Below are 21,680 nucleotides of genomic sequence, written 5' to 3' on the forward strand. Positions count from 1 at the left end.
CTATTTGCTACTGGAGCGATAGCCGATACGGAAACCGCCCCAGTGCTTGCCATCCACATAAATCGGCGCCGACAGGTCGTGCATGACCTCGCCGGTATCGCGCTTGTAGGTCTGTAACAGGAAGGGCTTGGTATTCGAGCCGCAGCGCTTGCCCGTGCGATCGCTGAAAATCCGCTTGGTGCGATTGTTGACGATGTCGACGTCATAGTTCCCGGTCAGCGGCTGGGAAAATTTCTTGTTATGGGTGGGGAAATAGCCGTTGTTATCCACAGCACCGGCGTAGGCCAACTGCGGCATGGCTTGTAGCAGGCCTTCCTGCAGCGCCGGCAGCACGCGGTCGGTAAAATCGTCGAAGCGCGTCTTGTGCTTGGGCGGATCAGTATTCGGGATCGGCGTGTAGTGGCGGTCCCACAGCGCATCACGCGTGATTTTTCCGCTGGCGATGGCTTGTTCAAAGATCTTGCCCACTTCCGCCGCCGCGCGCTGCGCCGCCATGCGGATTTCATCGTGCGAACTCTCGATATCCGACTCGCCCAGCGCGCCGGTGATCACTTCTGCCCGTTCCGCCAGCGCCATCGCCGAGCTGGCCGCACGCGGCAACTCCTTCTCGGTGGATAACAGACTGTCGCGGATGCTGGCGATGGCGTGGGCGATTTCTTCGGTAGTGGCGACGTGCTCACGCGAAGCCCGGGCGATTTCGCCGATCTGGTCTTCCGACTCGCCCGACGAACGCTCGATATTGCCCAGCAGCCCATGCACGGTTTCCACATTGCCGGCCGCCTCGCTAACCTTGACCGCCAGCGAAGTCATGCCGTTGGCGGCTTTTTCCGCCTGCTGGTTAATCTCGCGCACCATGGTGCTGATTTCGTCGGTGGCTTCCTTGGTGCGCAGCGCCAGCTGGCGCACCTCGCTGGCGACCACAGCAAAGCCGCGGCCTTGTTCACCGGCCCGTGCAGCCTCGATGGCGGCATTCAGCGCCAGCAGGTTGGTGCGGGCCGAGATTTCACTGATGGCTTCAGTGAAGCCGTAGATTTTGCGGGAGTTGGTTTGCAGTGCCGTCATCACGGCGGCGGCAGTTTGCGCGTCTTCACGCGCGGTGCGGATGCGCTGCAGGCCGCTGTCGGCCTCGGTGCGTCCGGCCACCGTTTCGCCGCGCACCTGGGCGGCGATTTTAGCGGCACGCTCGGCATTGGCAGCGATGCGCTCGGTGGCGTCGGCGTTCTGGCTGGAGCTGTGGACAATATTGCCAGCGGTACCGACGTCCAGTTCGATTTTCTTTTTGACCGAGTCGACGAAATACGAGGTTTCCGCCGCGCCGATCATGATGGCGTCGATTTCCTCGCCCACGGTGTGAGCAAAGTGGCGCACGCCGCCATCGTCGCCACCTTGGCGCGCGGCCCACCACGCCACGGCCGCCCCGCCCAGTGCGGCCGGAATCGCCGCCGTGACCGGGCCGGCTCCCATCAGGTTAAACAAGTAAGCGATGCAAGTACCGCCTGCCGTTGCTCCCAAAATCCACAATCCACGTTGCACCAACTTATGCTGCAAAAGCTTCATCTGTCCCCCGTCTAACAACAGGTGCCTTGGGCGGCTCCACTAATTTATTTCTTTGACGCTATTTTATAGGCAACTTGGTGGTATTCTTCACTTCTTCCATGACGGCGTAGGTGTGCGTTTCGCGCACGCCTTTTTGCAGCAGGGTTTTACCCAGGAATTCGCGGTAGGCAGCCATGTCCTTGACGCGTGCTTTGACCAGATAGTCAAAGCCGCCAGCAACCATGTGGCACTCCAGCACTTCTGGAATCACTTGCACGCTATGTTTGAAGGCGTCGAACACTTCGGGAGTGGTGCGATCCAGCACTACCTCGATAAAGACGAGCAGGGACACGTCCAGCAGCTGCGGATTCAGTTGCGCCGTGTAACCCATGATATACCCGGATTCGTGCAGCTTGCGCACGCGTTCCAGGCAAGCGGCGGGCGACAGATTCACCCGCGCGGCCAGCTCCACATTGGAGATGCGGCCGTCGCTCTGCAATTCCATCAAGATTTTTTTGCTGATCTTGTCTAACATTTCCGGGAACTCCCAAATAAATATTATTTGGTTAAATTGTCTCACTAAAAACTATCTATTGCTAGCCCCCTGCATTACCAGAATTAATCCAGAAGAATTCCCTCTACAATCGAATCATTAGCAGTTCAGCTCATTTCACGCTCGCCAGCCTTGCTGACCGGGCGTGTTTTTGTAGGTGGACCGGCTTCCAAATTTTCTTTCTGAGAGTTCCAAATGCAAGCAGCAACCACCTCCGGTTTCACCCCGTTCGCCGCCCTGCAGGCTGAAGTCCTGCGCGACCCGATTCCCCTGCGCGCAGCAGTCACGGCGGCCTATCGCAAAGACGAAGTCAGCGCCGTGGCATGGCTGCTCGACCAGCTGAAAAACCACGACACCGGCAGCATCCAGCAGGCCCAGCAACTGGCCCATAAACTGGTCAGCTCGGTGCGTATGGAACGTACCCGCGCCTCGGGTGTCGACGCGCTGATGCACGAGTTTTCCCTGTCCTCGGACGAGGGTGTGGCACTGATGTGTCTGGCTGAAGCACTGTTGCGTATTCCCGACAACGCCACCGCCGACCGCCTGATTGCCGACAAAATCAGCAAAGGCGACTGGCGCAAGCACCTCGGCGAATCGCCGTCGCTGTTCGTCAACGCAGCCACCTGGGGCCTGCTGATTACCGGCAAACTGGTCTCGACCAACAGCGAAAACGGCCTCGGCTCGGCGCTAACCAAACTGATTTCCAAGGGCGGCGAGCCGCTGATCCGCAAAGGCGTGGACCTGGCGATGCGCATGCTGGGCAACCAGTTCGTCACCGGCCAGACCATCGATGAAGCAATCAAGAATGGCCAAGCCAACGAAGCACGCGGCTACCGCTACTCCTACGACATGCTGGGCGAAGCCGCGCTGACCGAGGCCGACGCCAAGAACTACTACGCCTCCTACGAAACCGCGATCCACGCGATCGGCAAGGCGTCGAACGGCCGCGGCATTCGCAACGGTCCTGGCATTTCGGTGAAACTGTCGGCGCTGCACCCACGCTACAGCCGTGCCCAGCGCGCCCGTGTGCTGGAAGAACTGCTGCCGCGCGTGCGCGAACTGGTGCTGCTGGCCAAGCATTACAACATCGGCCTGAACATCGATGCGGAAGAGGCCGACCGCCTGGAACTGTCGCTGGACCTGATGGAAGCGCTGGCCGCCGATCCGGCGCTGGAAGGTTTCGAAGGCATCGGCTTCGTGGTGCAGGCGTACCAGAAGCGCTGCCCGTTCGTGATCGATTACCTGATCGACCTGGCCAAGCGCAGCGGCCGCAAATTCATGGTGCGCCTGGTCAAAGGCGCTTACTGGGATGCGGAAATCAAGCGTGCCCAAGTGGACGGCATGAGCGGCTACCCGGTCTACACACGCAAGGTCTACACCGACGTGTCCTACCTGGTGTGCGCGCAGAAACTGCTCGCTGCACAAGGCCTGATCTATCCACAATTTGCCACCCACAACGCGCAAACCCTGTCGACTATCTACACCTGGGCCAAGCGCGACGGCGTGACCGATTACGAATTCCAGTGCCTGCACGGCATGGGCGAATCGCTCTACGACCAGGTCGTCGGCAAGGACAACCTCGACAAGCCTTGCCGCATTTACGCGCCGGTTGGTACCCACGAAACGCTGCTGGCCTATTTGGTGCGTCGCCTGCTGGAAAACGGCGCCAACTCGTCGTTCGTGAACCAGATCGTTGACGAAGCCATCCCTATCGAATCGCTGCTGAAGGATCCGGTTGAGAGCGCACGCGAACAGGGCGGCCAGCCGCACGCCGGCATCGTCCTGCCGCTGGACATGTTCGGCGCGGAACGCAAAAACTCGGCCGGTTTCGACCTGGCCAACGAAAACACCCTGCGCGATATCTCCGCCGCACTGGCCACGCCGCGCAGCTGGCACGCTGCGCCGCTGCTGGCTGGTGAAATCAGCGTTGGCCAGCCGGTGCAAAATGTCACCAATCCAGCGCAACGCAGCGATATCGTCGGCCAACTGGTGGAAGCCAACGCCGCCGACGTTGAAACCGCGCTGACCAGCGCCAGCAACTTCGCCATGGACTGGCAAACCACCGAGCCATCGATCCGCGCCGCCGCCCTGAGCAAAGCTGCCGACCTGTTCGAGTCCAACGCGATGGAACTCATGACTCTGGCCATCCGCGAAGCCGGTAAATCGCTGCCAAACGCCATTGCCGAGCTGCGCGAAGCGGTCGACTTCCTGCGCTACTACGCGGCTGAAGTCAGCGGCTCGACCAACACCCTGGCGCTGGGTCCGGTAACTTGCATCAGCCCGTGGAACTTCCCGCTGGCGATCTTCACCGGCCAGGTGGCCGCTTCGCTGGCCGCTGGTAACGTGGTGCTGGCCAAACCAGCCGAGCAAACTCCGCTGATCGCCCACCGCGCGGTACAACTGCTGCACGAAGCGGGCGTTCCGCGCGCCGCGCTGCAATTCCTGCCGGGTCGCGGCGAAGTGGTCGGCGCTGCGCTGACTGCCGACAGCCGCGTCAAAGGCGTGATCTTCACCGGCTCGACCGAAGTAGCGCAACTGATCAACCGCACGCTGGCCAAGCGCGCCGTGGCGGAAAACGCCGACATTCCGCTGATCGCAGAGACTGGTGGCCAGAATGCCATGATCGTCGACTCGTCGGCGCTGCCGGAGCAAGTGGTGCAGGATGCGATTTCGTCGGCCTTCGACAGCGCCGGCCAGCGCTGCTCGGCGCTGCGCGTGCTGTTCCTGCAGGAAGATATCGCCGACAAGACCATCAAAATGCTGAAAGGCGCGATGCTGGAACTGAACGTTGGCACGCCAGACCGCCTGGTGACCGATATCGGCCCGGTGATCGACGCCGAAGCGCAGCAAAACCTGCTGGCCCACATCAACAAGCTGAAAGCAACGGCGGTGGATTACTTCTCGCTGGACCTGCCTTCCAGTGTGACTAGTGCCGGCACCTTCGTGCCGCCAACCGTGCTGGAAATCCGCTCGCTGGCCGAGTTGACGCAAGAAGTGTTCGGCCCGGTCATGCACGTGATCCGCTACAAGCGCGCCGACCTGCCGAAAGTGGTGGAGCAAATCAACGCCAGCGGCTTCGGCCTGACCTTGGGCGTGCACTCGCGCATCGATGAAACCATCGACTACATCGCCAACAGCGCACACGTGGGCAACATCTACATCAATCGCAATATCGTCGGCGCGGTAGTGGGCGTGCAGCCGTTCGGCGGCGAAGGCAAATCGGGGACCGGCCCGAAAGCCGGCGGTCCGCTGTATCTGAAACGCCTGCAACGCGGCGCTGTGACGGTGCCTAAACACGAACGCGTGAGCACGCCTGCTCTGGATGCGCTGATCGGCTGGGCCAAAACCCACGGCCACCAGCAAATCGTCAGCCTGGGCGAGCAATACAGCCGCGTCAGCCTACTGGGTAGCCTGACTACGCTGCCAGGCCCAACGGGCGAGCGCAACACGCTGGCGCTGGTGTCCCGTGGCACTATCGCCTGCGCAGCGGGTACGCTGGGTGGTTTGCTGAACCAGCTGGCAGCAACGTTGGCGACTGGCAATACCGCGCTGGTGCCGGGTGACGTGGCCAAGCTTCTGCCGGCGGACCTGCCGGCGGCCGTGAAAGAGCGCATCCAGACCGTTTCCAGCCTGGAAACCAGCGAATTCCAGATTGCTTTGGTGGAATCGATGCTGGCAGCCGGCCTGCACGCCCCCCTGGCGGCCCGTAAAGGTGCCCTGGTGGGCCTGATTGGCACAGATGAGGACGGAGCCATCCCGCTGTGGCGTTTGCTCGCTGAGCGCGCTCTGTGCGTGAATACGACGGCGGCAGGCGGTAACGCCAGCCTGATGACGCTGCAAGCGTCGTAAAACGTATTAAACCCGCAATCCGGGGTCAGTTCTGCCATTGGTACATGAGTTCGTGTGCGATTGGCAGAACTGACCCCGGTTTTTTATGCCTTGCAGAAATTCTGAATTACATCAAACGCGTAGCGCGAGGCTACGTTTTTGATGAAATGCATGAAATCGACCGCAGCGTCGTCATTGGCGCTGTCTGAGATGGTTCGGATCACGGCAAACGGAATGCCAAGCTCAAAGCATACTTGCGCCACTGCTGCGCCTTCCATTTCTACTGCCAACAAATTTGGCAACTCCGCTTTCAGCGCCTGAATTTGCGTTAATTTGCCTATAAATTGATCACCGCTGGCAATCAAACCGCGATGCACGCGCGTAATTTGCCCAGCAGCGTCAGCCAATCTTTCCGTCAAAGTGACGTCGGTGGCGAAGCGTGACAATCCCGTCAGCGGGATTTCATGTCTTGGAAACAGCGGGCTGGCATCAAAGTCGTGCTGGATCAATGAATCAGCGACCACGATATCGCCAACTTTGACGTTTTTATCCCCGCTTCCAGCAACACCCGTGAAGACTATGTGGGTAACTTCGAACTTCTCCACAAGAATTGCAGCTGTCATAGCAGCAGCAACCTTGCCTATACGCGATAAAACGCACACAGCGTCGATTTCCCAGAGTTTTCCGCTCGTGTACTCACGCATGCCATGAAAGTGCTTAGAAGGGCTCTCAAGGGCTTCTATCAGCCCCTGCTGTTCTTCAGCCAATGCACTAATGATGCCTAAACGCATGTTTTACCTTTGATTTTGAGCTGTCGTCTGTGGAGATCACAGGCTTTTTCCACAACGCGTAGCGAAAAAAAGTGGATTTTAAGGCGTTTTTTGAGGTGTAGATGGCTTTCAGAAGGTGAGCAGGCCTTTAGATTTCATGCTTTTAGTTGTTTACAAAAAGGTTTATATAAAAATAGTGGTAATAGTAAACGTGCAAATTTCTGTGGATAACTCATGTATACGTTTACGAATCATCTGTTTACAACGTAAACAAGATGCTGAATAAGCGCTGTATCAGCTAAGGAACAGTTTTTGGATAAAATATTGGCCTGTGGTCAAAAGTAGTCTTTAGTCACAAGTCGTCCTGTGGATATCCAGTACCTTATTCACAGGCGAGCACTGCTTTTGTAGTTGTTTCTCCAATTCTTCGGCTGAAATGGGCCTGGAGAACAGATATCCCTGCCCTAAATCGCATCCAGCCGCTGTCAGAGCCGTCAGTTGTTGCTGTGTTTCTATGCCTTCGGCGATGACTTTGATGCCCAACTTGTGAGCCATCGCAATAATTGCCTCACAAATCAGCATTCCATCCGTCCCTTGGTGGACAAAAGCGGGATCGATCTTGATGTAATCGATGGAAAAGCGCTTCAGGAAGGCCACCGAACAGTGTCCGGAGCCAAAATCATCCAGTGAAAGCTGCATGTGGGCATGCTGGAACGCTAGAACACGGTCGGAATTGTTGTTGGCCGTCTCTAAAAGCAGGCTTTCCGTCACTTCGATGACGATGCTGTTCGGACTCAGCTGCAGTTCTTGCAGGAAATTCAGCCATTCCTGGTAATTGCTGCCGTCATCACGGAACTGCCAGGCCGATTTGTTCACGCTGATCTGGAAAGTTGGCGAGCTGAGCGCCTGCAATTTCTGTACTTCCCGCGCAGCCTGGCGGAAAACCCAGTCGCCGATACCAAAAATCATGCCGCTGCTTTCGGCAACGCCGATGAATTCCGCCGGGTTCAGCAGTCCACGGGTTGGATGTTGCCAGCGCACCAGTGCTTCCGCCTTGACGATGGCGCCGTTGGAGAGGTCGATAATCGGCTGGTACATGATGCGCAGTTGGTCACGCAGCATCGCTTCGCGCAATTCTGTGACCAGATTCATGCGCACGCGCGTGGCCTCCTGCATGAAGGGCGCGAAGTAGTTGAAGCGGTTGCGTCCTTGCTGCTTGGCCACGTACATGGCTTGGTCGGCATTTTTGATTAAAGTTTCAGCATCCTTGCCGTCTTCCGGGTACAAAGTGATGCCGATGCTGCTCGAAATATGCGCAACTTGTTTGTCCACTGCGTCACCCAACTGGAACGGCGTGCTCATTTTCTTGAGGATTTCCTGTGCCGTGCGGACCACATCGCCAGCATTGCGCAGCTCGCTGAGGATGACGGTGAACTCGTCGCCGCCGAGGCGGGCGACGGTATCGGTGCTGCGGACTGAGCTGGAGAGCCTGGTGGCCACTTCTTTGAGCAGCAAATCGCCTTTGTCATGCCCCAGGGTGTCGTTGATTTCCTTGAAGTAGTCCAGATCGACAAAAACCAGCGCCATCGGCAAGTGCGAGCGGTCGGTCTTTTTCATTTCCTGGCGTAGATGCTCATGGAACATGCGCCGGTTGGGTAAGCCGGTGAGGGCATCGAAGTTGGCCTGGCGCCAGATTAGTTCTTCGGATGCCTTCTTTTTCGTGATGTCGCTGAGCAAAGCGACGTAGCGGAAAGGATTTCCCTGTTCATCGTAGACGGTGTTGACCAGCATCGAGACCAGATATTCCTCGCCGTCGCGATTGCGTTGCCACAATTCGCCTTTCCAGTAGCCGGTATTGGTCACGCATTCGAACATACGGTCGAAGAAGTCCTTGTCGTTGCGGCCGGAAGTGAGTTCGTAGGCGCGATGGCCGATCAGTTCTTTTTCGATGTAGCCGCTGAGCAGGGAAAATGCCGGGTTCACGGTCAGAATATTGCCTTCGGCATCGGTCACCATCATGCCTTCGCCGCTGTTCTGGAATAGCAACGCGGTCAGTTTCAGCGATTCCTCATTTTTTTTGCGCACTTCTTCGTTGGCCAGCAGTTGCTGCTCCATTTCCCGGCTGGCGGTGTACAAGGTGCGATAGCGCAGCTCGCGTTCTTCTTGCTTGGTGTAAGTGCGCAACGAAAAATGACCTGCGCCCATCATCAGTAACAGCAAAATCGTCAGTCCACCACCGGCGACCTGGTAATTCCGCAACAGCAAACGGGCCGATTCAGTGTCATTGCTGCCCACTACCATGATGAGCGGCAATCCTTGAATCACGCGGTAGCTGAAAATTCGGACGACATTGTCGATTCTGCTCAATGTTTTGTACGTGCCGGAATTAGCCCTATGCACATTGTCAAACAGCGCGCTGACAGCAATGTCACGCCCAAACGCTTGTTCAAAATGCGGTGCGCGAGCGATGATTTTTCCAGCGCCATGTACCAGCGTGATCGAGATATCCGAATTAAACAGCGAGTTCTCAAAGACTTTGACGTAGCGGTCGACGTTTAACGGCGCTACAACGACACCGAGGAATTCGCCTTTCGCACTTTCTACCCTGCGACTCAGAAAAAACAGCTTTTTCTTGCTGACTTTTCCGATGGATGGTTCGCCAATGAACAGCTTGCCCTTGTGCGAGTTGTCGAGGTGAATTTTGAAGTAGTCACGATCAGCGTAGGAAGTGCCGGCGATATTGGCACCAGTCGAACTGGCAATGGCATAGCCTTTGGCATCCAAGAAAGTGATCCAGTAATCGCTGTCGAAGCTGGATCCGCGTGAAGAAAGCAGGTCCGAAAGCGTTTCGGGCGAATGGCTTTGTTTTGCAGGCAGGACTTTGATGGCATTGGCAAACCCAATCAGCGATAAATCTACCGACTGAATCGAGTAGAGCACATGCGCTTCCATGGCTTTTACGTAGTGCTCAGTCTGGGTTTGAACGGCAAGTTCGCGTTCTATGTAGGAGGTATGGAACTGGCTGACCACGACGGCAATGGCAAGCGTTGCCATCAGAAAAAGGCTGGTAACCAAACGTCGCCGAAACCGCAGATAGGCAGGCGACAGGAGATTTTTGCGATGGGAGGGCAAAACGACTCCAGCAGAGGCTGTTTGCTTGCCAATTCAGTATATCGGGTTTCAGTCAGGAACGAACCTCCAGGCGCTTGCGCCTGTGGTTTTTGGGTTTTATGGTTTACTCTAAGTAAGTAGATATAAAAATAGTGATAGTTGTTAACATCGACATGTTTCTGTGGATAAGTCACCATTTTGGATTAAAATCAGGCGTTTACGAGCCGTATAAGCGGATGCGTAAACCTTGTATGAGCAAAGAACTGTTTTGGGATAAAAAAAGCCGTCCCCAAAACAGGTTTGTTTACTCACATTTGGCACCTGTGGATATCCATATGCTTATCCACAGGTCTAAATAGGGGATTTGATGACCTTAGCATCGATTTTTCCTCATCCCATCATCCAGGGACCTACGGCTGGCGGGAACAACACGCCCGCGCAAGTGGCGGCGGTGTCGAATGCCGGCGCGCTGGGTTCGCTAGCTTGTTCCTTGTTATCGCCGGAAACGATGCGTGCCCAGACTGCGCAGATCCGTAGCCTTACCAGCAAACCGTTTTGCCTCAATTTTTTCGTGCTGGAGACGCCTGATCCTTCTGCGGCCGAGGTAGAACAGGCAAAAGAGTGGCTTAAACCGTATTGGTCGTCATTTGGCTGGAACGAGCTGCCAACTCCGGCTAAATGGTGCGAAGACTTCACTTCCCAGTTTGAAACCCTGCTTGAATTGCGGCCGGCTGTGGCCAGTTTTACCTTCGGCATCCTGAGTACGCAGCAAATCCAGCGCTTGCATGATGCCGGCATTTTCGTGATCGGCACGATTACCCACGCTGAGGAAGCGCAGGCTTGGGAAAGCAGGGGCGCCGATGCGGTGATTGCTTCCGGCGTGGAGTCGGGCGGACATCGCGGCACCTTCATCGGCGCGCAGGAAGATGCGAGGCTGACGACGTTTGAATTGCTGCCGACCGCTGTTGCGGCAGTCAATATCCCGGTGATCTCGGCCGGCGGCATCATGAACGGCGCCGATATCAAGCGCGCGTTAGACGGCGGCGCGCAAGCTGTGCAGATGGGCACGGCATTCCTGGTGTGCGACGAATCCAGTATCAATCCAGCGTACAAGCGGCGCTTGCTGACTGCCGGCGACCAGCCGACCCGGCTGACCCGTACTTTTTCCGGCCGTTATGCACGCGGGCTGGAAAACCGCTTCATGCGTGAAATGGCGTCTATCGAACGTAAATTACCGTTATATCCTATTCAAAATGCATTAACTTCGCTTATCCGTGCAGAAGCCTCCAGGCGCGGCGAGACTGAACTGATGTCGCTCTGGTGCGGCACCGGCGTGTCCCGTGCGCGGCCCATGCCGGCGGCGAAATTGGTGGAGACTTTGCTGGCGGAGATCAGCGCAGAATAAATCAGGAGGCTGTTTGGAATCAGCAGGAAGCTACGATTACATCATCATAGGCGCAGGCTCGGCTGGCTGCGTTTTGGCTAACCGGCTCAGCGCCGACAAGGATAAAGAAGTCCTGCTGATCGAAGCAGGCGGCCGCGACGATTATGTGTGGATCCATATCCCCGTCGGCTATTTGCACTGCATCGACAATCCCCGCACCGACTGGCGATTCCGCACCGAAGCCGATCCCGGCCTTGGCGGTCGCAGCTTGCTGTACCCGCGCGGCAAAGTGCTGGGCGGCAGTTCTTCCATTAACGGCATGATTTACATGCGCGGCCAGGCCGGTGATTACGACCGCTGGGCCGCGCTCACCGGCGACGATAGCTGGCGCTGGGAGTCTGTGCTGCCGCTGTTCAAGAAGAGCGAGGATTACCACGGCGGCGCATCGGAATTCCACAGCGAAGGCGGGATGTGGCGCGTGGAAAAGCAGCGCTTGTCGTGGCAAATACTGGACGCGTTCCGCGACGCCGCCGAGCAAACCGGCATTCAGAAAGTAGATGATTTCAACCGTGGCGACAACGCTGGCTGCGGTTATTTCGAAGTGAATCAAAAGCGCGGCATACGCTGGAACGCGGCCAAGGCGTTTTTGAAACCGGCATCGCGACGCCCCAACCTGACTATCATGACCGGGTGTCACGTGGAACGGTTGCAGATTGAAGAGGGCGTTTGCAAGGGCGTGATTTTCACTGGCGGCGATACAAAATATTTAGCCACTGCACATAAAGAAACCTTGCTGGCAGCTGGTTCCGTTGGGAGTCCGCAGATTTTGCAGTGCTCCGGCATCGGATCAGCGGCGCGTTTGCACGAGCTCGGCATCACGCCGTTAATCGATCTGCCTGGCGTGGGTGAAAACCTGCAAGATCACTTGCAACTGCGCATGATTTACAAGCTTGGCAGTAGTGCGCGTACTTTAAATACCATGGCTTCCAGCTGGCTCGGCAAGGCGCGCATCGGTCTTGAATATGCGCTGTTCCAGAGCGGTCCGATGTCGATGGCGCCGTCGCAGCTGGGTGCGTTTGCGCGTTCCAGCGCCAGCGAGCAAACGCCGAATTTACAGTATCACGTGCAGCCGCTGTCGCTGGAAAAGTTCGGCGAACCTTTGCACACCTTCCCTGCTTTCACGGCCAGTGTGTGCAACTTGCGGCCGACCTCGCGCGGCCACGTGCGCATCGCCAGTGCCGATCCGTATGCGCCGCCAAAAATCTCGCCCCTGTATCTGAGCACATCGGAAGATCGCAAGGTGGCGGCGCAAGCGCTCACGTTGACGCGCCAGATTGTCGCCGCGCCGGCCTTGCAAAAGTATGCGCCGGAAGAATACAAACCTGGCCTGCATTACCGCACGGAGGCGGAACTGGCTGACGCTGCGGGCGCTATCGGCACCACGATTTTCCATCCCGTCGGCACTTGCAAGATGGGCCGCGCCGATGATCCGACTGCTGTGGTCGATAGCCAATTGCGAGTGAAAGGCGTGGCCGGCTTGCGCGTTGTGGATGCGTCCATCATGCCATTCATCACCTCTGGAAACACTAATTCCCCGACGATCATGATCGCCGAAAAAGCAGCACAGTTAATCCGTGGCGTTTGAATTTAGATCAAAAATCAACGGTAGTTATACTGTATTGTTAGCTAATTTGTTACTGTGTATGATCTAAAAAACTTTAGTACTTTGAAAAGAATAACAAGGAGACAGGATGTCCGACGTTATCTTGGAAACAAAGCACTTGACCAAGGAATTCAAGGGTTTTACTGCGGTCAATGATGTGAATCTGAAAGTACAGCGTGGCCACATCCATGCGCTAATCGGTCCTAACGGGGCCGGAAAAACCACATGCTTCAATTTGCTGACCAAGTTCCTGGTGCCGACATCCGGCCAGATTCTGTTCAACGGTAACGACATCACGTCCGCCCGGCCGGCGCAGATTGCCCGTATGGGCGTGATCCGGTCGTTCCAGATTTCTGCCGTATTTCCGCACCTGACGGTGCTGCAAAATGTCCGTATAGGCTTGCAGCGCCAGCTTGGCACCAGCTTCCATTTCTGGCAAAGCGAACGCGCGCTGGACAAGCTTAACGAGCGCGCCATGCAACTGCTGGCCGAAGTCGATCTCACCGAATTTGCCGACACCATCACCGTCGATATGCCTTACGGCCGCAAGCGCGCTTTGGAAATCGCCACTACGCTGGCGATGGAACCGGAACTGATGCTGCTGGATGAACCGACGCAAGGCATGGGCCACGAAGATGTTCACCGTGTAACCGAGTTGATCAAAAAAGTCTCTGCCGGCCGCACCATTTTGATGGTTGAACACAATATGAAAGTGGTGTCCGGCATCTGCGACAAAATCTCGGTGCTGCAGCGTGGCGCCATGCTGGCCGAAGGCACTTACGCCGAGGTCTCGACCAACCCGCAAGTGATGGAAGCCTACATGGGTACGGAAGCCGCAGTGCTGGAAGGAGCGCATTGATGACGGCCGCTCTGGAAATCTCGAACCTGCAAGCGTGGTACGGCGAATCGCACATCCTGCACAACGTCAACATGACGGTGCAGCCGGGCGAAGTGGTGACGCTGTTGGGGCGCAACGGCGCCGGTCGCACCACCACGCTGCGCGCCATCATGGGCCTGACCGGCGCGCGCAAGGGCTCGATCAAGGTCAACGGCAACGAAGCGATCGGCTTGCAGACGCACAAAATTGCCCACCTCGGCATCGGCTACTGCCCTGAGGAACGCGGCATTTTTTCCTCGCTGTCGACCGAAGAAAACCTGATGCTGCCGCCGCATCTGAACGGCGCGGACAAGGGCATGTCGGTGGCGGAAATCTACGCGATGTTCCCGAATCTGGAAGAGCGCAAACACAGCCAGGGCACACGCTTGTCGGGCGGCGAACAGCAGATGCTGGCGGTGGCGCGCATCCTGCGCACCGGCGCGCGCTTGCTGCTGCTGGATGAAATTTCCGAGGGCCTGGCGCCGGTGATCGTGCAAGGTTTGGCGCGCATGATCACCACGCTCAAATCCAAGGGCTACACCATCGTCATGGTGGAACAGAATTTCCGGTTTGCCGCCCCACTGGCGGATCGGTTTTATGTGATGGAACACGGTCAGATCGTGGAGACCTTTGTTGCATCTGAGTTGAGCGCCAAGATGCCGGTGTTGACCGAGCTATTGGGTGTCTAAACCTTGGTAGGGAGACGAAAAATGAAAATCAAAGCTATCACCCTCGCAGTAGCCGCTTGCGCATCCTGGTCCGCTCAAGCACAGATTTCCGGCGACACCATCAAGATCGGCATGATTACCGACATGTCCGGTTTGTACACAGACATCGATGGCGCCGGCGGCGCTGAAGCCGTGAAGATGGCGATTGCCGATGCCGGCGGCAACATCAACGGCAAGAAGATCGAATTCATCTCGGCCGACCACCAGAACAAAGCCGACATCGCCGCCTCCAAAGCGCGTGAATGGTTCGACCAGCAGGGCGTGGACATGCTGATCGGCGGCACCAACTCTGGCGCCAACCTGGCGATGGCGAAGATCGCCGCAGAAAAGAAAAAAGTCTTCATCTCGATTGGTGCTGGCTCGGCTCGCCTGACCAATGAGGAGTGCACGCCGTACACGATTCACTACGCCTATGACACCATCGCGCTGGCACGCGGCACCGGTGGCGCGATTGTGAAGCAGGGCGGCAAGAACTGGTATTTCATGACCGCCGACTACGCGTTCGGCCAGTCGCTGGAAAAAGATACGGCGGAAGTGGTGAAGGCGGGCGGCGGCAAGGTGCTGGGCGCGGTCAAGCATCCGCTGTCGGCGTCGGACTTCTCGTCCTTCCTGCTGCAGGCACAATCGTCGGGCGCGCAGATTCTTGGCCTGGCCAATGCCGGCGGCGATGCGATCAACTCGATCAAGGCGGCCAACGAATTCGGCATCACCAAGAAGATGAAGCTGGCCGGCCTGCTGATCTTCATCAACGATGTGCACTCGCTGGGCCTGAACCTAACCCAAGGCATGTACCTGACCGACGGCTGGTACTGGGACGCTAATCCGGAAACCCGCGCCTGGTCGAAACGCTACTTCGAAAAAATGAAGAAGGAGCCGTCGATGCTGCAGGCCGCCGACTTCTCGGCCGCCAGCAATTACCTGAAGGCGGTGAAAGCGATCGGCACTGATGATGCTGACAAGGTGATCGCCTACCTCAAGTCCAACAAGATCAACGACATGTTCGCCAAGAACGGCGTGATCCGTCCGGACGGCCGCATGGTGCACGATATGTATTTGATGGAAGTGAAGAAGCAGTCCGAGTCCAAGTATCCGTGGGACTACTACAAGATTGTCGCCACCATCCCGGGCGACCAGGCTTACGCCACCAAGGCGGAAACCAAGTGCAGCCTGTGGAAATAAGCTGAGTTGTGCACAGGGCAGGCGCGCCCGCGCCTGTCTTTCCTTGTTACTCTGATTGTGGATTCTCATGGAAATCTTCGGCGTTCCTTTGCCCGCGATGTTGAGCCAGTTGCTGTTGGGGTTGGTCAACGGCTCGTTCTACGCGATGCTGTCGCTCGGCCTGGCCGTGATCTTCGGCCTGCTCAATGTGATTAACTTTTCCCACGGCGCGCTCTACATGATGGGCGCGTTCCTGGCGTGGATGGGCATCGAATACCTCGGCCTCAACTATTGGGCCGTGCTGATCCTTGCGCCGCTGGCGGTGGGCGCATTCGGCATCGTCATCGAGAAGACCATGCTGCGGCATTTGTACAAGCTGGACCACCTGTACGGCCTGCTGCTGACCTTCGGCATCACGCTGCTGGTGGAAGGCGTGTTCCGTTCGTTCTACGGCGTCTCCGGCCAGCCGTTCCAGGTACCGGAAGCGCTGGCTGGCGCGACCGACCTCGGTTTCATGGTGATGCCGAACTACCGCGCATGGGTGGTGGTGGCATCGCTGGTGGTTTGCCTGTCGACCTGGTTCGTGATCGAGAAGACCAAACTGGGCGCTTACCTGCGCGCCGGCACCGAGAATCCCAAGCTGGTGGAAGCGTTCGGCATCAACGTGCCGCTGATGGTGACCCTGACCTATGGCTTCGGCGTCGCTTTGGCGGGCTTTGCAGGCGTTCTGGCGGCCCCAATCATCCAGGTGCAGCCCTTGATGGGGCAGAACCTGATTATCGTCGTATTCGCCGTTGTAGTGATCGGCGGCATGGGGTCGATTCTGGGCTCCATCCTGACCGGCCTGGGGCTGGGCGTGATCGAGGGGCTGACCAAGGTGTTCTACCCGGAGTTTTCGTCGACGGTGGTGTTCCTGGTGATGGTGGTGGTACTGCTGCTGCGCCCGGCCGGCCTGTTTGGTAAGGAAAAATAATGAACAAGAAAATCGGCTACCTGATCGCCTTTGCCATCGCCCTTGCCGCGCCGTTTGTCGGCTACCCGGTGTTCCTGTCCAAGCTGCTGTGCTTTGCGCTGTTCGCTTGCGCCTTCAATTTGCTAATCGGCTTTACCGGTTTGCTGTCCTTCGGCCACGCGGCCTTCTTCGGCATGGCCGGCTACGTGGCCGGCAACGCGATCAAAAACTGGGGCTGGCCGATGGAGCTGGGCTTGCTGGCCGGCGTGGCGGCGGGCGCCGTGATCGGTCTGGTGATGGGCGCGCTGGCGATCCGCCGGCAGGGCATCTACTTCTCGATGATTACGCTGGCGCTGGCGCAGATGGTCTACTTCGGCGCGTTGCGGGCAGGGGAGTTCACTGGCGGTGAAGACGGTTTGCAAGGCGTTCCACGTGGAAAATTCCTCGGCGTGGTCGACCTGGCGAATGACACCACGCTGTACTTCGTCATCCTCGGCATCTGCGTGCTGGCCTTTATGCTGATCGTGCGCACTGTGCACTCGCCGTTTGGACAGGTGCTGATGGCGATCAAGGAAAACGAACCGCGCGCGATTTCGCTGGGCTACGACGTCGACAAATACAAGCTATTGGCCTTCGTGCTGTCGGCCGCACTGGCTGGACTGGCTGGCGCCAGCAAAACTTTGATACTGGGTTTCGAAACATTGACCGATGTCCACTGGACCATGTCTGGTCTGGTTATTCTGATGACTCTGGTCGGCGGCATGGGCACGCTGTCCGGGCCGATGCTGGGCGCGATCATCATCATTGCGCTGGAAAACAAGCTGGGCGACTGGGGCACGCTGCTGGCCCGCTTGTCCGGCATCGAGTGGTTTAACACCATCGGTGAAGCGGTCAACATGGTGGTTGGCTTGATCTTCATTATTTGCGTGCTGTTGTTCCGGCGCGGGATTATTGGCGAGTTCATCTCCCTGGCCGGAAAGAGGAAAACAACGTGAGGACGATATGCAAATCAAAACGCTTGTGCTGGCGCTGGCCAGCATCGCAGTCGCCGCCTGCGGCTCGAACGAACATAATGATAAGGAAGACCTGAACCTCAAGCCGAGCTACCTCGGCGACATCAGCAGCAAAACCTACGACGGCGTCAGCGACGATTTGCTGACTGCCGGTCTGGGCAAGACCAAACTGGCACTGGCCGCCCCGGCTTACGTGGATCCCGCTAATCCCACTCCCACCGAACTGCGCCGCAACGCCATCCACGCCAATTACCGGGCGGTGCTGGATATCTCGGCCAACAGCGGCTATGGCACGCTGTACGGGCCCAATGTCGATGCCAAGGGCGTGGCTGGGGCGGGCGAGGGCATGATCGCCGGTAGCGAGTACATCGCCTACAGCGACGATGGTAGCGGCAACCAGAACGTGACTTTGATGGTGCAGGTGCCGGCCGGGTTCGACGTGAAAAATCCCTGCATCGTTACCGGCACATCGAGCGGCTCGCGCGGGATTTACGGCGCGATCGGCAGCGCCGGCGAATGGGGCCTGAAGAACAATTGCGCGGTGGCGTATGCCGACAAGGGTAGCGGCACCGGCCTGTACACCTTCGACGACGACAGCGTGAACTTGCAGAACGGCATGCGCGGCACGCGCTCGGCGGCGGGCAAGAACAGCATCTTCACGCCGGTGCTGACCGATGCCGAGCGCCTGGCATTTGCCTCCGCTTATCCTGGCCGCGTCGCCTTCAAGCATGCGCACTCGCAGCAGAACCCGGAGAAGGATTGGGGCAAAGTGACCTTGCAAGCGGTGGAGTTCGCCTTCTATGTGCTGAACGAAAAGTACGGCGTGCTCGCCAAGGATAATAAGAGCCACCTTGTCGCGCTGTCGCCGAAGAATACGATCACCATCGCCTCCAGCATTTCCAACGGCGCCGGTTCGGCCTTGCTGGCGGCGGAGCAGGACAGCAAGGGCCTGATCTCCGGCGTGGCCGCGAGCGAGCCACAGATCCAGCCCAAGACGGCCAGCGGCTACACGGTGCGGCAGGGCGCTTCGGCGGTGAGCGGACAGGGCAAGGCGCTGTTCGATTACTCGACCTATGCCGCGCTGTACCAGCCGTGCATCGCCGCTACGGCGGCAGCGCCTGGACGCTGCACGGCGCTGGTGGCGAAAGGTTTGCTGAGTGGCGGCGATCTGCTGGCGCAGCAGAATGATGCCAAGGCACGGCTCAAGGCTTACGGCTGGTTGGCAGATTCCGACGTGCTGCAAGCGGCGCATGCGGGTACCAATATCCTGGTCGCTGCGACCTATGCCTACGCTTACGGCAAGTTTTCCGTGACCGACAAGGTCTGTGGTTTTACGTTTGCGCCAACCGATGCGAGTGGTGTGCCGGTGGCGTTCACCGCGGCGCAGAAGTCATCCAGCTTCGCCACGCAGAACGGGATTATTGGCAGCGTGGTGTACGAAGATTCTGTCGGAGGCGCCAAGGCTTACAACTTCGGCATCTCACCGAGCACCGGGCAGGCGGACCAGTCGCTTGATGGTTTCCTCTGCCTGCGCTCGCTGGCGACCGGTGTGGACGCTCTCAGCGGCGCGGCGTTGACCGGCGCGCTGGCAGCGCAAAGCACGCGGGTGAGGGCGGGCATGGCCGAAGTAGCGGCGACCGGCAATCTGCGCGGCAAGCCCGCCATCATCGTGCATGGCCGCAGCGATGCCTTGATTCCAGTGAACTTTGCTTCGCGTGCGTACGTGGGATTGAATGCATCAGCGGAGGGCAGCGCAAGCAAGCTGCGCTACATCGAGGTGACCAATGCCAATCATTTCGACTCGTTCAGCAACGTGTTCTCGGCCAATATTGTGCCGCTACACGTCTACCTGTTCCGGGCGCTGGATGCGATGCTGGCCAACCTGCGCAGCTCGGCCGCGCTGCCGCCGTCGCAAGTCGTGCGGACGATTACGCGGCCGGATAACACCAGCCTCATCACCACCGCCAACCTGCCGCCGATCGCCGCCGCACCGGCAGCGGCTAACACCATCACGGTCACCGGTACCACGGTGGCGGTGCCGGATTAAAGCGCTGCTGCGTAGATCGCCCTCGCATCGTCGCGCGTGACGGTGCGGGGATTATTCCCCAGCAGGCGGGTCTGGAGCATGGCGTCATCTGCCAGCCGGTCCAGATCCGCTTCCGTGATGCCGACCTGCTGCAAGGTCCGCTCTATCCCCGTCACGATGGCGATTTGCTGCATGGCAACAGCCAGCGCTTCTGCCCTCGCCTCGATGCTGCCGCTGGCGGCCGGCACCACAATCTCCGCCAACTCTGCATACAGCCCGGCCGCCTCCAGCGCATTGAAACGTAGCACATGCGGCAGTACCAGCGAATTCGACAGCCCATGTGGCACGTGAAATATCCCGCCGATCGGATAAGCCAGCGCATGCACCGCCGCCACCGGTGCATTGGAAAACGCCTGCCCGGCCAGCAGCGCACCGAATAGCATGGCCTGCCGCGCCGCCAGGTTGTAGCCATCCTCGCACGCCGTAATCAGGTTCGCCGACAGCAATCCCAGTGCCTTGCGCGCCAACACGTCGGACAGTGGATTCTTTTTGTGCTTGCTGGTGTAGGCTTCAATGGCGTGCACCATCGCATCGATACCGGTGGCAGCGGTCACGGCTGGTGGCAGGCTGACGGTCAGCTCCGCATCCAGCAATGCCAAATCCGCATAGAGTTGAGGTGCTACCACGCCCATCTTTGTGGTAGCGCCGGTGGTCACGATGGCGATGTTGGTGACCTCCGATCCGGTTCCAGCAGTGGTCGGAATCTGCACCAGCGGTAGCCGCTTGCCCTTCACATTACCGATGCCGTAGATGGCGTTGATGGGCTGCTCGCTGTCTGCCAGCACAGCAATCAGCTTGGCGACATCCATCGAACTGCCGCCACCCAGGCCGATGATGATGTCGGCATGGAACGCCCGTGCCGCCGCTACCGCTTCCAGTACCACCGCCTCGGGCGGATCGGCCATCACCTTTGAATAGATCTCCACCGCCAGTCCCGCTGCCTGCAAACTAGCAGCCGGCACATCCACCAGCCCGGTCCGCAGGAAGCCGGGATCTGTCACTAGCAGGGCACGCCGGGCATCCGGGAAACGCTGCGCGACGTGCTCGCCGAGACGCTTGGCCGCGCCCAGCTCAGAGACGATCTGAGACACAGTACTGAAAGCAAAACCGGTCATGACGGCATCCGTTTAAAGGTGGATTTCACCGCCTAGCTTACTCCAAGCCATGCCGGATCCGCATAAGCCCGCGTAGATTTCTTCCGTACAATAGAGCCTTTGCAAGCTAAGAAAGACGGGATCATGGTGGACTTCTGGGTGTTGGGTGTGGCCGCGTTTGGCGCAGGTTTGGTCGATGCGGTGGTTGGCGGAGGAGGGCTGATCCAGTTGCCGACCATGTTCACGGTGTTCCCGAACATGGCCCCGGCCACGCTGATCGGCACCAATAAGCTGGCCAGCATCTTCGGCACCAGCGTGGCGGCTGTCAGCTACGCGCGTCGCGTGGCAATCGCCTGGACGGTGGCAACGCCTGCCGCATTGGCGGCGCTGGTATTCGCCTTCCTCGGCGCATACACGGTAACCAAGGTGTCGGCTGACTTCATGCGGATTGCCCTGCCGATCGTGCTGCTGGCTGTAGCCATCTACACCTTTGCCAAGAAGGACTTCGGCAGCGTACACGCACCGATTCACTCGGGCACCAAGGAGCAGTCGCTGGCGCTGGTAGTCGGCGCGGCCATCGGTTTCTACGACGGCTTCTTTGGCCCGGGCACCGGCAGCTTCCTGGTGTTCCTGTTCGTGCGCGTGTTTGGCTTTGACTTCCTCGGCGCTTCGGCTGTGGCCAAGATCGTCAACGTCGCATGCAACTTTGCTGCGCTGGTGTGGTTTGGCTACAGTGGCCACTTGATTTGGGAACTGGGCCTGACAATGGCTGTCTGCCAGATCGCGGGCTCCTTGATCGGTTCACGCATGGCAATGAAGCACGGTAGTGGTTTCGTACGTAAGCTATTCCTTGTGGTGGTGTCTGTACTTATTGTTAAGACCGGTCACGATGCGTGGTTGCGTTGGTGATACTGTTTCACGTGGAAC

General features: G+C 58.3%; 15 protein-coding genes. 10 read left to right on the top strand and 5 right to left on the bottom strand.

What is annotated here, in order from left to right:
• Both GTP46_RS09585 and GTP46_RS09590 read right to left on the bottom strand, forming a co-directional pair.
• Positions 1-1,557, bottom strand: coding sequence for a methyl-accepting chemotaxis protein (locus GTP46_RS09585; RefSeq protein WP_161006406.1), 1,557 nt, complete (start codon positions 1,555-1,557; stop codon positions 1-3).
• Positions 1,558-1,615: 58 nt separating this feature from the next.
• Entirely contained in the window at positions 1,616-2,071 is a 456-nt protein-coding gene (locus GTP46_RS09590) for an Lrp/AsnC ligand binding domain-containing protein (protein WP_008443393.1), read from the bottom strand.
• A 213-nt stretch (positions 2,072-2,284) separates the two neighbouring features.
• Here GTP46_RS09590 and putA point away from each other — a divergent pair, with 213 nt between their 5' ends.
• Positions 2,285-5,938, top strand: a complete 3,654-nt coding sequence (gene putA / locus GTP46_RS09595) for a trifunctional transcriptional regulator/proline dehydrogenase/L-glutamate gamma-semialdehyde dehydrogenase (RefSeq protein WP_161006407.1) — start codon at positions 2,285-2,287, stop codon at positions 5,936-5,938.
• Positions 5,939-6,021: 83 nt separating this feature from the next.
• On the opposite strand, the gene GTP46_RS09600 is transcribed toward putA, so the two are convergent.
• A complete protein-coding gene (locus tag GTP46_RS09600) occupies positions 6,022-6,708 on the bottom strand; it encodes a 5'-methylthioadenosine/adenosylhomocysteine nucleosidase (RefSeq protein WP_161006408.1) in 687 nt (228 codons plus the stop codon).
• A 327-nt stretch (positions 6,709-7,035) separates the two neighbouring features.
• A complete protein-coding gene (locus GTP46_RS09605) occupies positions 7,036-9,819 on the bottom strand; it encodes a bifunctional diguanylate cyclase/phosphodiesterase (protein WP_229258874.1) in 2,784 nt (927 codons plus the stop codon).
• A 346-nt stretch (positions 9,820-10,165) separates the two neighbouring features.
• On the opposite strand from GTP46_RS09605, the gene GTP46_RS09610 reads away from it, so the two are divergent.
• The 8 genes from GTP46_RS09610 (at position 10,166) to GTP46_RS09645 (ending at position 19,620) form a co-directional block, all read left to right on the top strand.
• Positions 10,166-11,203, top strand: a complete 1,038-nt coding sequence (locus GTP46_RS09610; protein WP_161006409.1) for an NAD(P)H-dependent flavin oxidoreductase — start codon at positions 10,166-10,168, stop codon at positions 11,201-11,203.
• Between the two features lie 13 nt (positions 11,204-11,216).
• A complete protein-coding gene (locus GTP46_RS09615) occupies positions 11,217-12,827 on the top strand; it encodes a GMC family oxidoreductase (protein WP_161006410.1) in 1,611 nt (536 codons plus the stop codon).
• 106 nt (positions 12,828-12,933) lie between these two features.
• Complete coding sequence (locus tag GTP46_RS09620; protein WP_161006411.1) at positions 12,934-13,704, top strand: ABC transporter ATP-binding protein; 771 nt, start codon at positions 12,934-12,936, stop codon at positions 13,702-13,704.
• Positions 13,704-14,411, top strand: a complete 708-nt coding sequence (locus tag GTP46_RS09625) for an ABC transporter ATP-binding protein (protein WP_092280762.1) — start codon at positions 13,704-13,706, stop codon at positions 14,409-14,411. The genes GTP46_RS09620 and GTP46_RS09625 overlap by 1 nt, the downstream gene beginning before the upstream one ends.
• A 21-nt stretch (positions 14,412-14,432) precedes the next feature.
• Positions 14,433-15,629, top strand: a complete 1,197-nt coding sequence (locus GTP46_RS09630) for an ABC transporter substrate-binding protein (RefSeq protein WP_161006412.1) — start codon at positions 14,433-14,435, stop codon at positions 15,627-15,629.
• 67 nt (positions 15,630-15,696) lie between these two features.
• The gene (locus GTP46_RS09635) at positions 15,697-16,581 is read left to right on the top strand and encodes a branched-chain amino acid ABC transporter permease (protein WP_161006413.1); all 885 of its coding nucleotides are present in this window, start codon (positions 15,697-15,699) and stop codon (positions 16,579-16,581) included.
• Positions 16,581-17,555 (top strand): branched-chain amino acid ABC transporter permease, encoded by a 975-nt coding sequence (locus GTP46_RS09640; protein WP_161006414.1) that lies wholly within the window; start codon positions 16,581-16,583, stop codon positions 17,553-17,555. The genes GTP46_RS09635 and GTP46_RS09640 overlap by 1 nt, the downstream gene beginning before the upstream one ends.
• Positions 17,556-17,562: 7 nt before the next feature.
• A complete protein-coding gene (locus tag GTP46_RS09645) occupies positions 17,563-19,620 on the top strand; it encodes a 3-hydroxybutyrate oligomer hydrolase family protein (protein ID WP_161006415.1) in 2,058 nt (685 codons plus the stop codon).
• Here the strand turns inward: GTP46_RS09645 and GTP46_RS09650 are convergent.
• Complete coding sequence (locus GTP46_RS09650) at positions 19,617-20,774, bottom strand: iron-containing alcohol dehydrogenase (RefSeq protein WP_161006416.1); 1,158 nt, start codon at positions 20,772-20,774, stop codon at positions 19,617-19,619. The two genes, GTP46_RS09645 and GTP46_RS09650, sit on opposite strands and share 4 nt — an antisense overlap.
• 123 nt (positions 20,775-20,897) lie before the next feature.
• Between GTP46_RS09650 and GTP46_RS09655 the strand changes: the two genes are divergently transcribed.
• Entirely contained in the window at positions 20,898-21,662 is a 765-nt protein-coding gene (locus GTP46_RS09655; protein ID WP_161006588.1) for a sulfite exporter TauE/SafE family protein, read from the top strand.
• The last annotated feature ends 18 nt before the right edge of the window (positions 21,663-21,680 follow it).

Source organism: Duganella flavida (assembly GCF_009857445.1).
Taxonomy (GTDB): Bacteria; Pseudomonadota; Gammaproteobacteria; order Burkholderiales; family Burkholderiaceae_D; genus Rugamonas; species Rugamonas flavida.

Coding starts and splice junctions, on each gene's coding strand:
- GTP46_RS09585 (WP_161006406.1), bottom strand. CDS start 1,557: ATGAAGCTTTTGCAGCATAAGTTGGTGCAACGTGGATTGTGGATTTTG.
- GTP46_RS09590 (WP_008443393.1), bottom strand. CDS start 2,071: ATGTTAGACAAGATCAGCAAAAAAATCTTGATGGAATTGCAGAGCGAC.
- putA (WP_161006407.1), top strand. CDS start 2,285: ATGCAAGCAGCAACCACCTCCGGTTTCACCCCGTTCGCCGCCCTGCAG.
- GTP46_RS09600 (WP_161006408.1), bottom strand. CDS start 6,708: ATGCGTTTAGGCATCATTAGTGCATTGGCTGAAGAACAGCAGGGGCTG.
- GTP46_RS09610 (WP_161006409.1), top strand. CDS start 10,166: ATGACCTTAGCATCGATTTTTCCTCATCCCATCATCCAGGGACCTACG.
- GTP46_RS09620 (WP_161006411.1), top strand. CDS start 12,934: ATGTCCGACGTTATCTTGGAAACAAAGCACTTGACCAAGGAATTCAAG.
- GTP46_RS09625 (WP_092280762.1), top strand. CDS start 13,704: ATGACGGCCGCTCTGGAAATCTCGAACCTGCAAGCGTGGTACGGCGAA.
- GTP46_RS09630 (WP_161006412.1), top strand. CDS start 14,433: ATGAAAATCAAAGCTATCACCCTCGCAGTAGCCGCTTGCGCATCCTGG.
- GTP46_RS09635 (WP_161006413.1), top strand. CDS start 15,697: ATGGAAATCTTCGGCGTTCCTTTGCCCGCGATGTTGAGCCAGTTGCTG.
- GTP46_RS09640 (WP_161006414.1), top strand. CDS start 16,581: ATGAACAAGAAAATCGGCTACCTGATCGCCTTTGCCATCGCCCTTGCC.
- GTP46_RS09645 (WP_161006415.1), top strand. CDS start 17,563: ATGCAAATCAAAACGCTTGTGCTGGCGCTGGCCAGCATCGCAGTCGCC.
- GTP46_RS09650 (WP_161006416.1), bottom strand. CDS start 20,774: ATGACCGGTTTTGCTTTCAGTACTGTGTCTCAGATCGTCTCTGAGCTG.
- GTP46_RS09655 (WP_161006588.1), top strand. CDS start 20,898: ATGGTGGACTTCTGGGTGTTGGGTGTGGCCGCGTTTGGCGCAGGTTTG.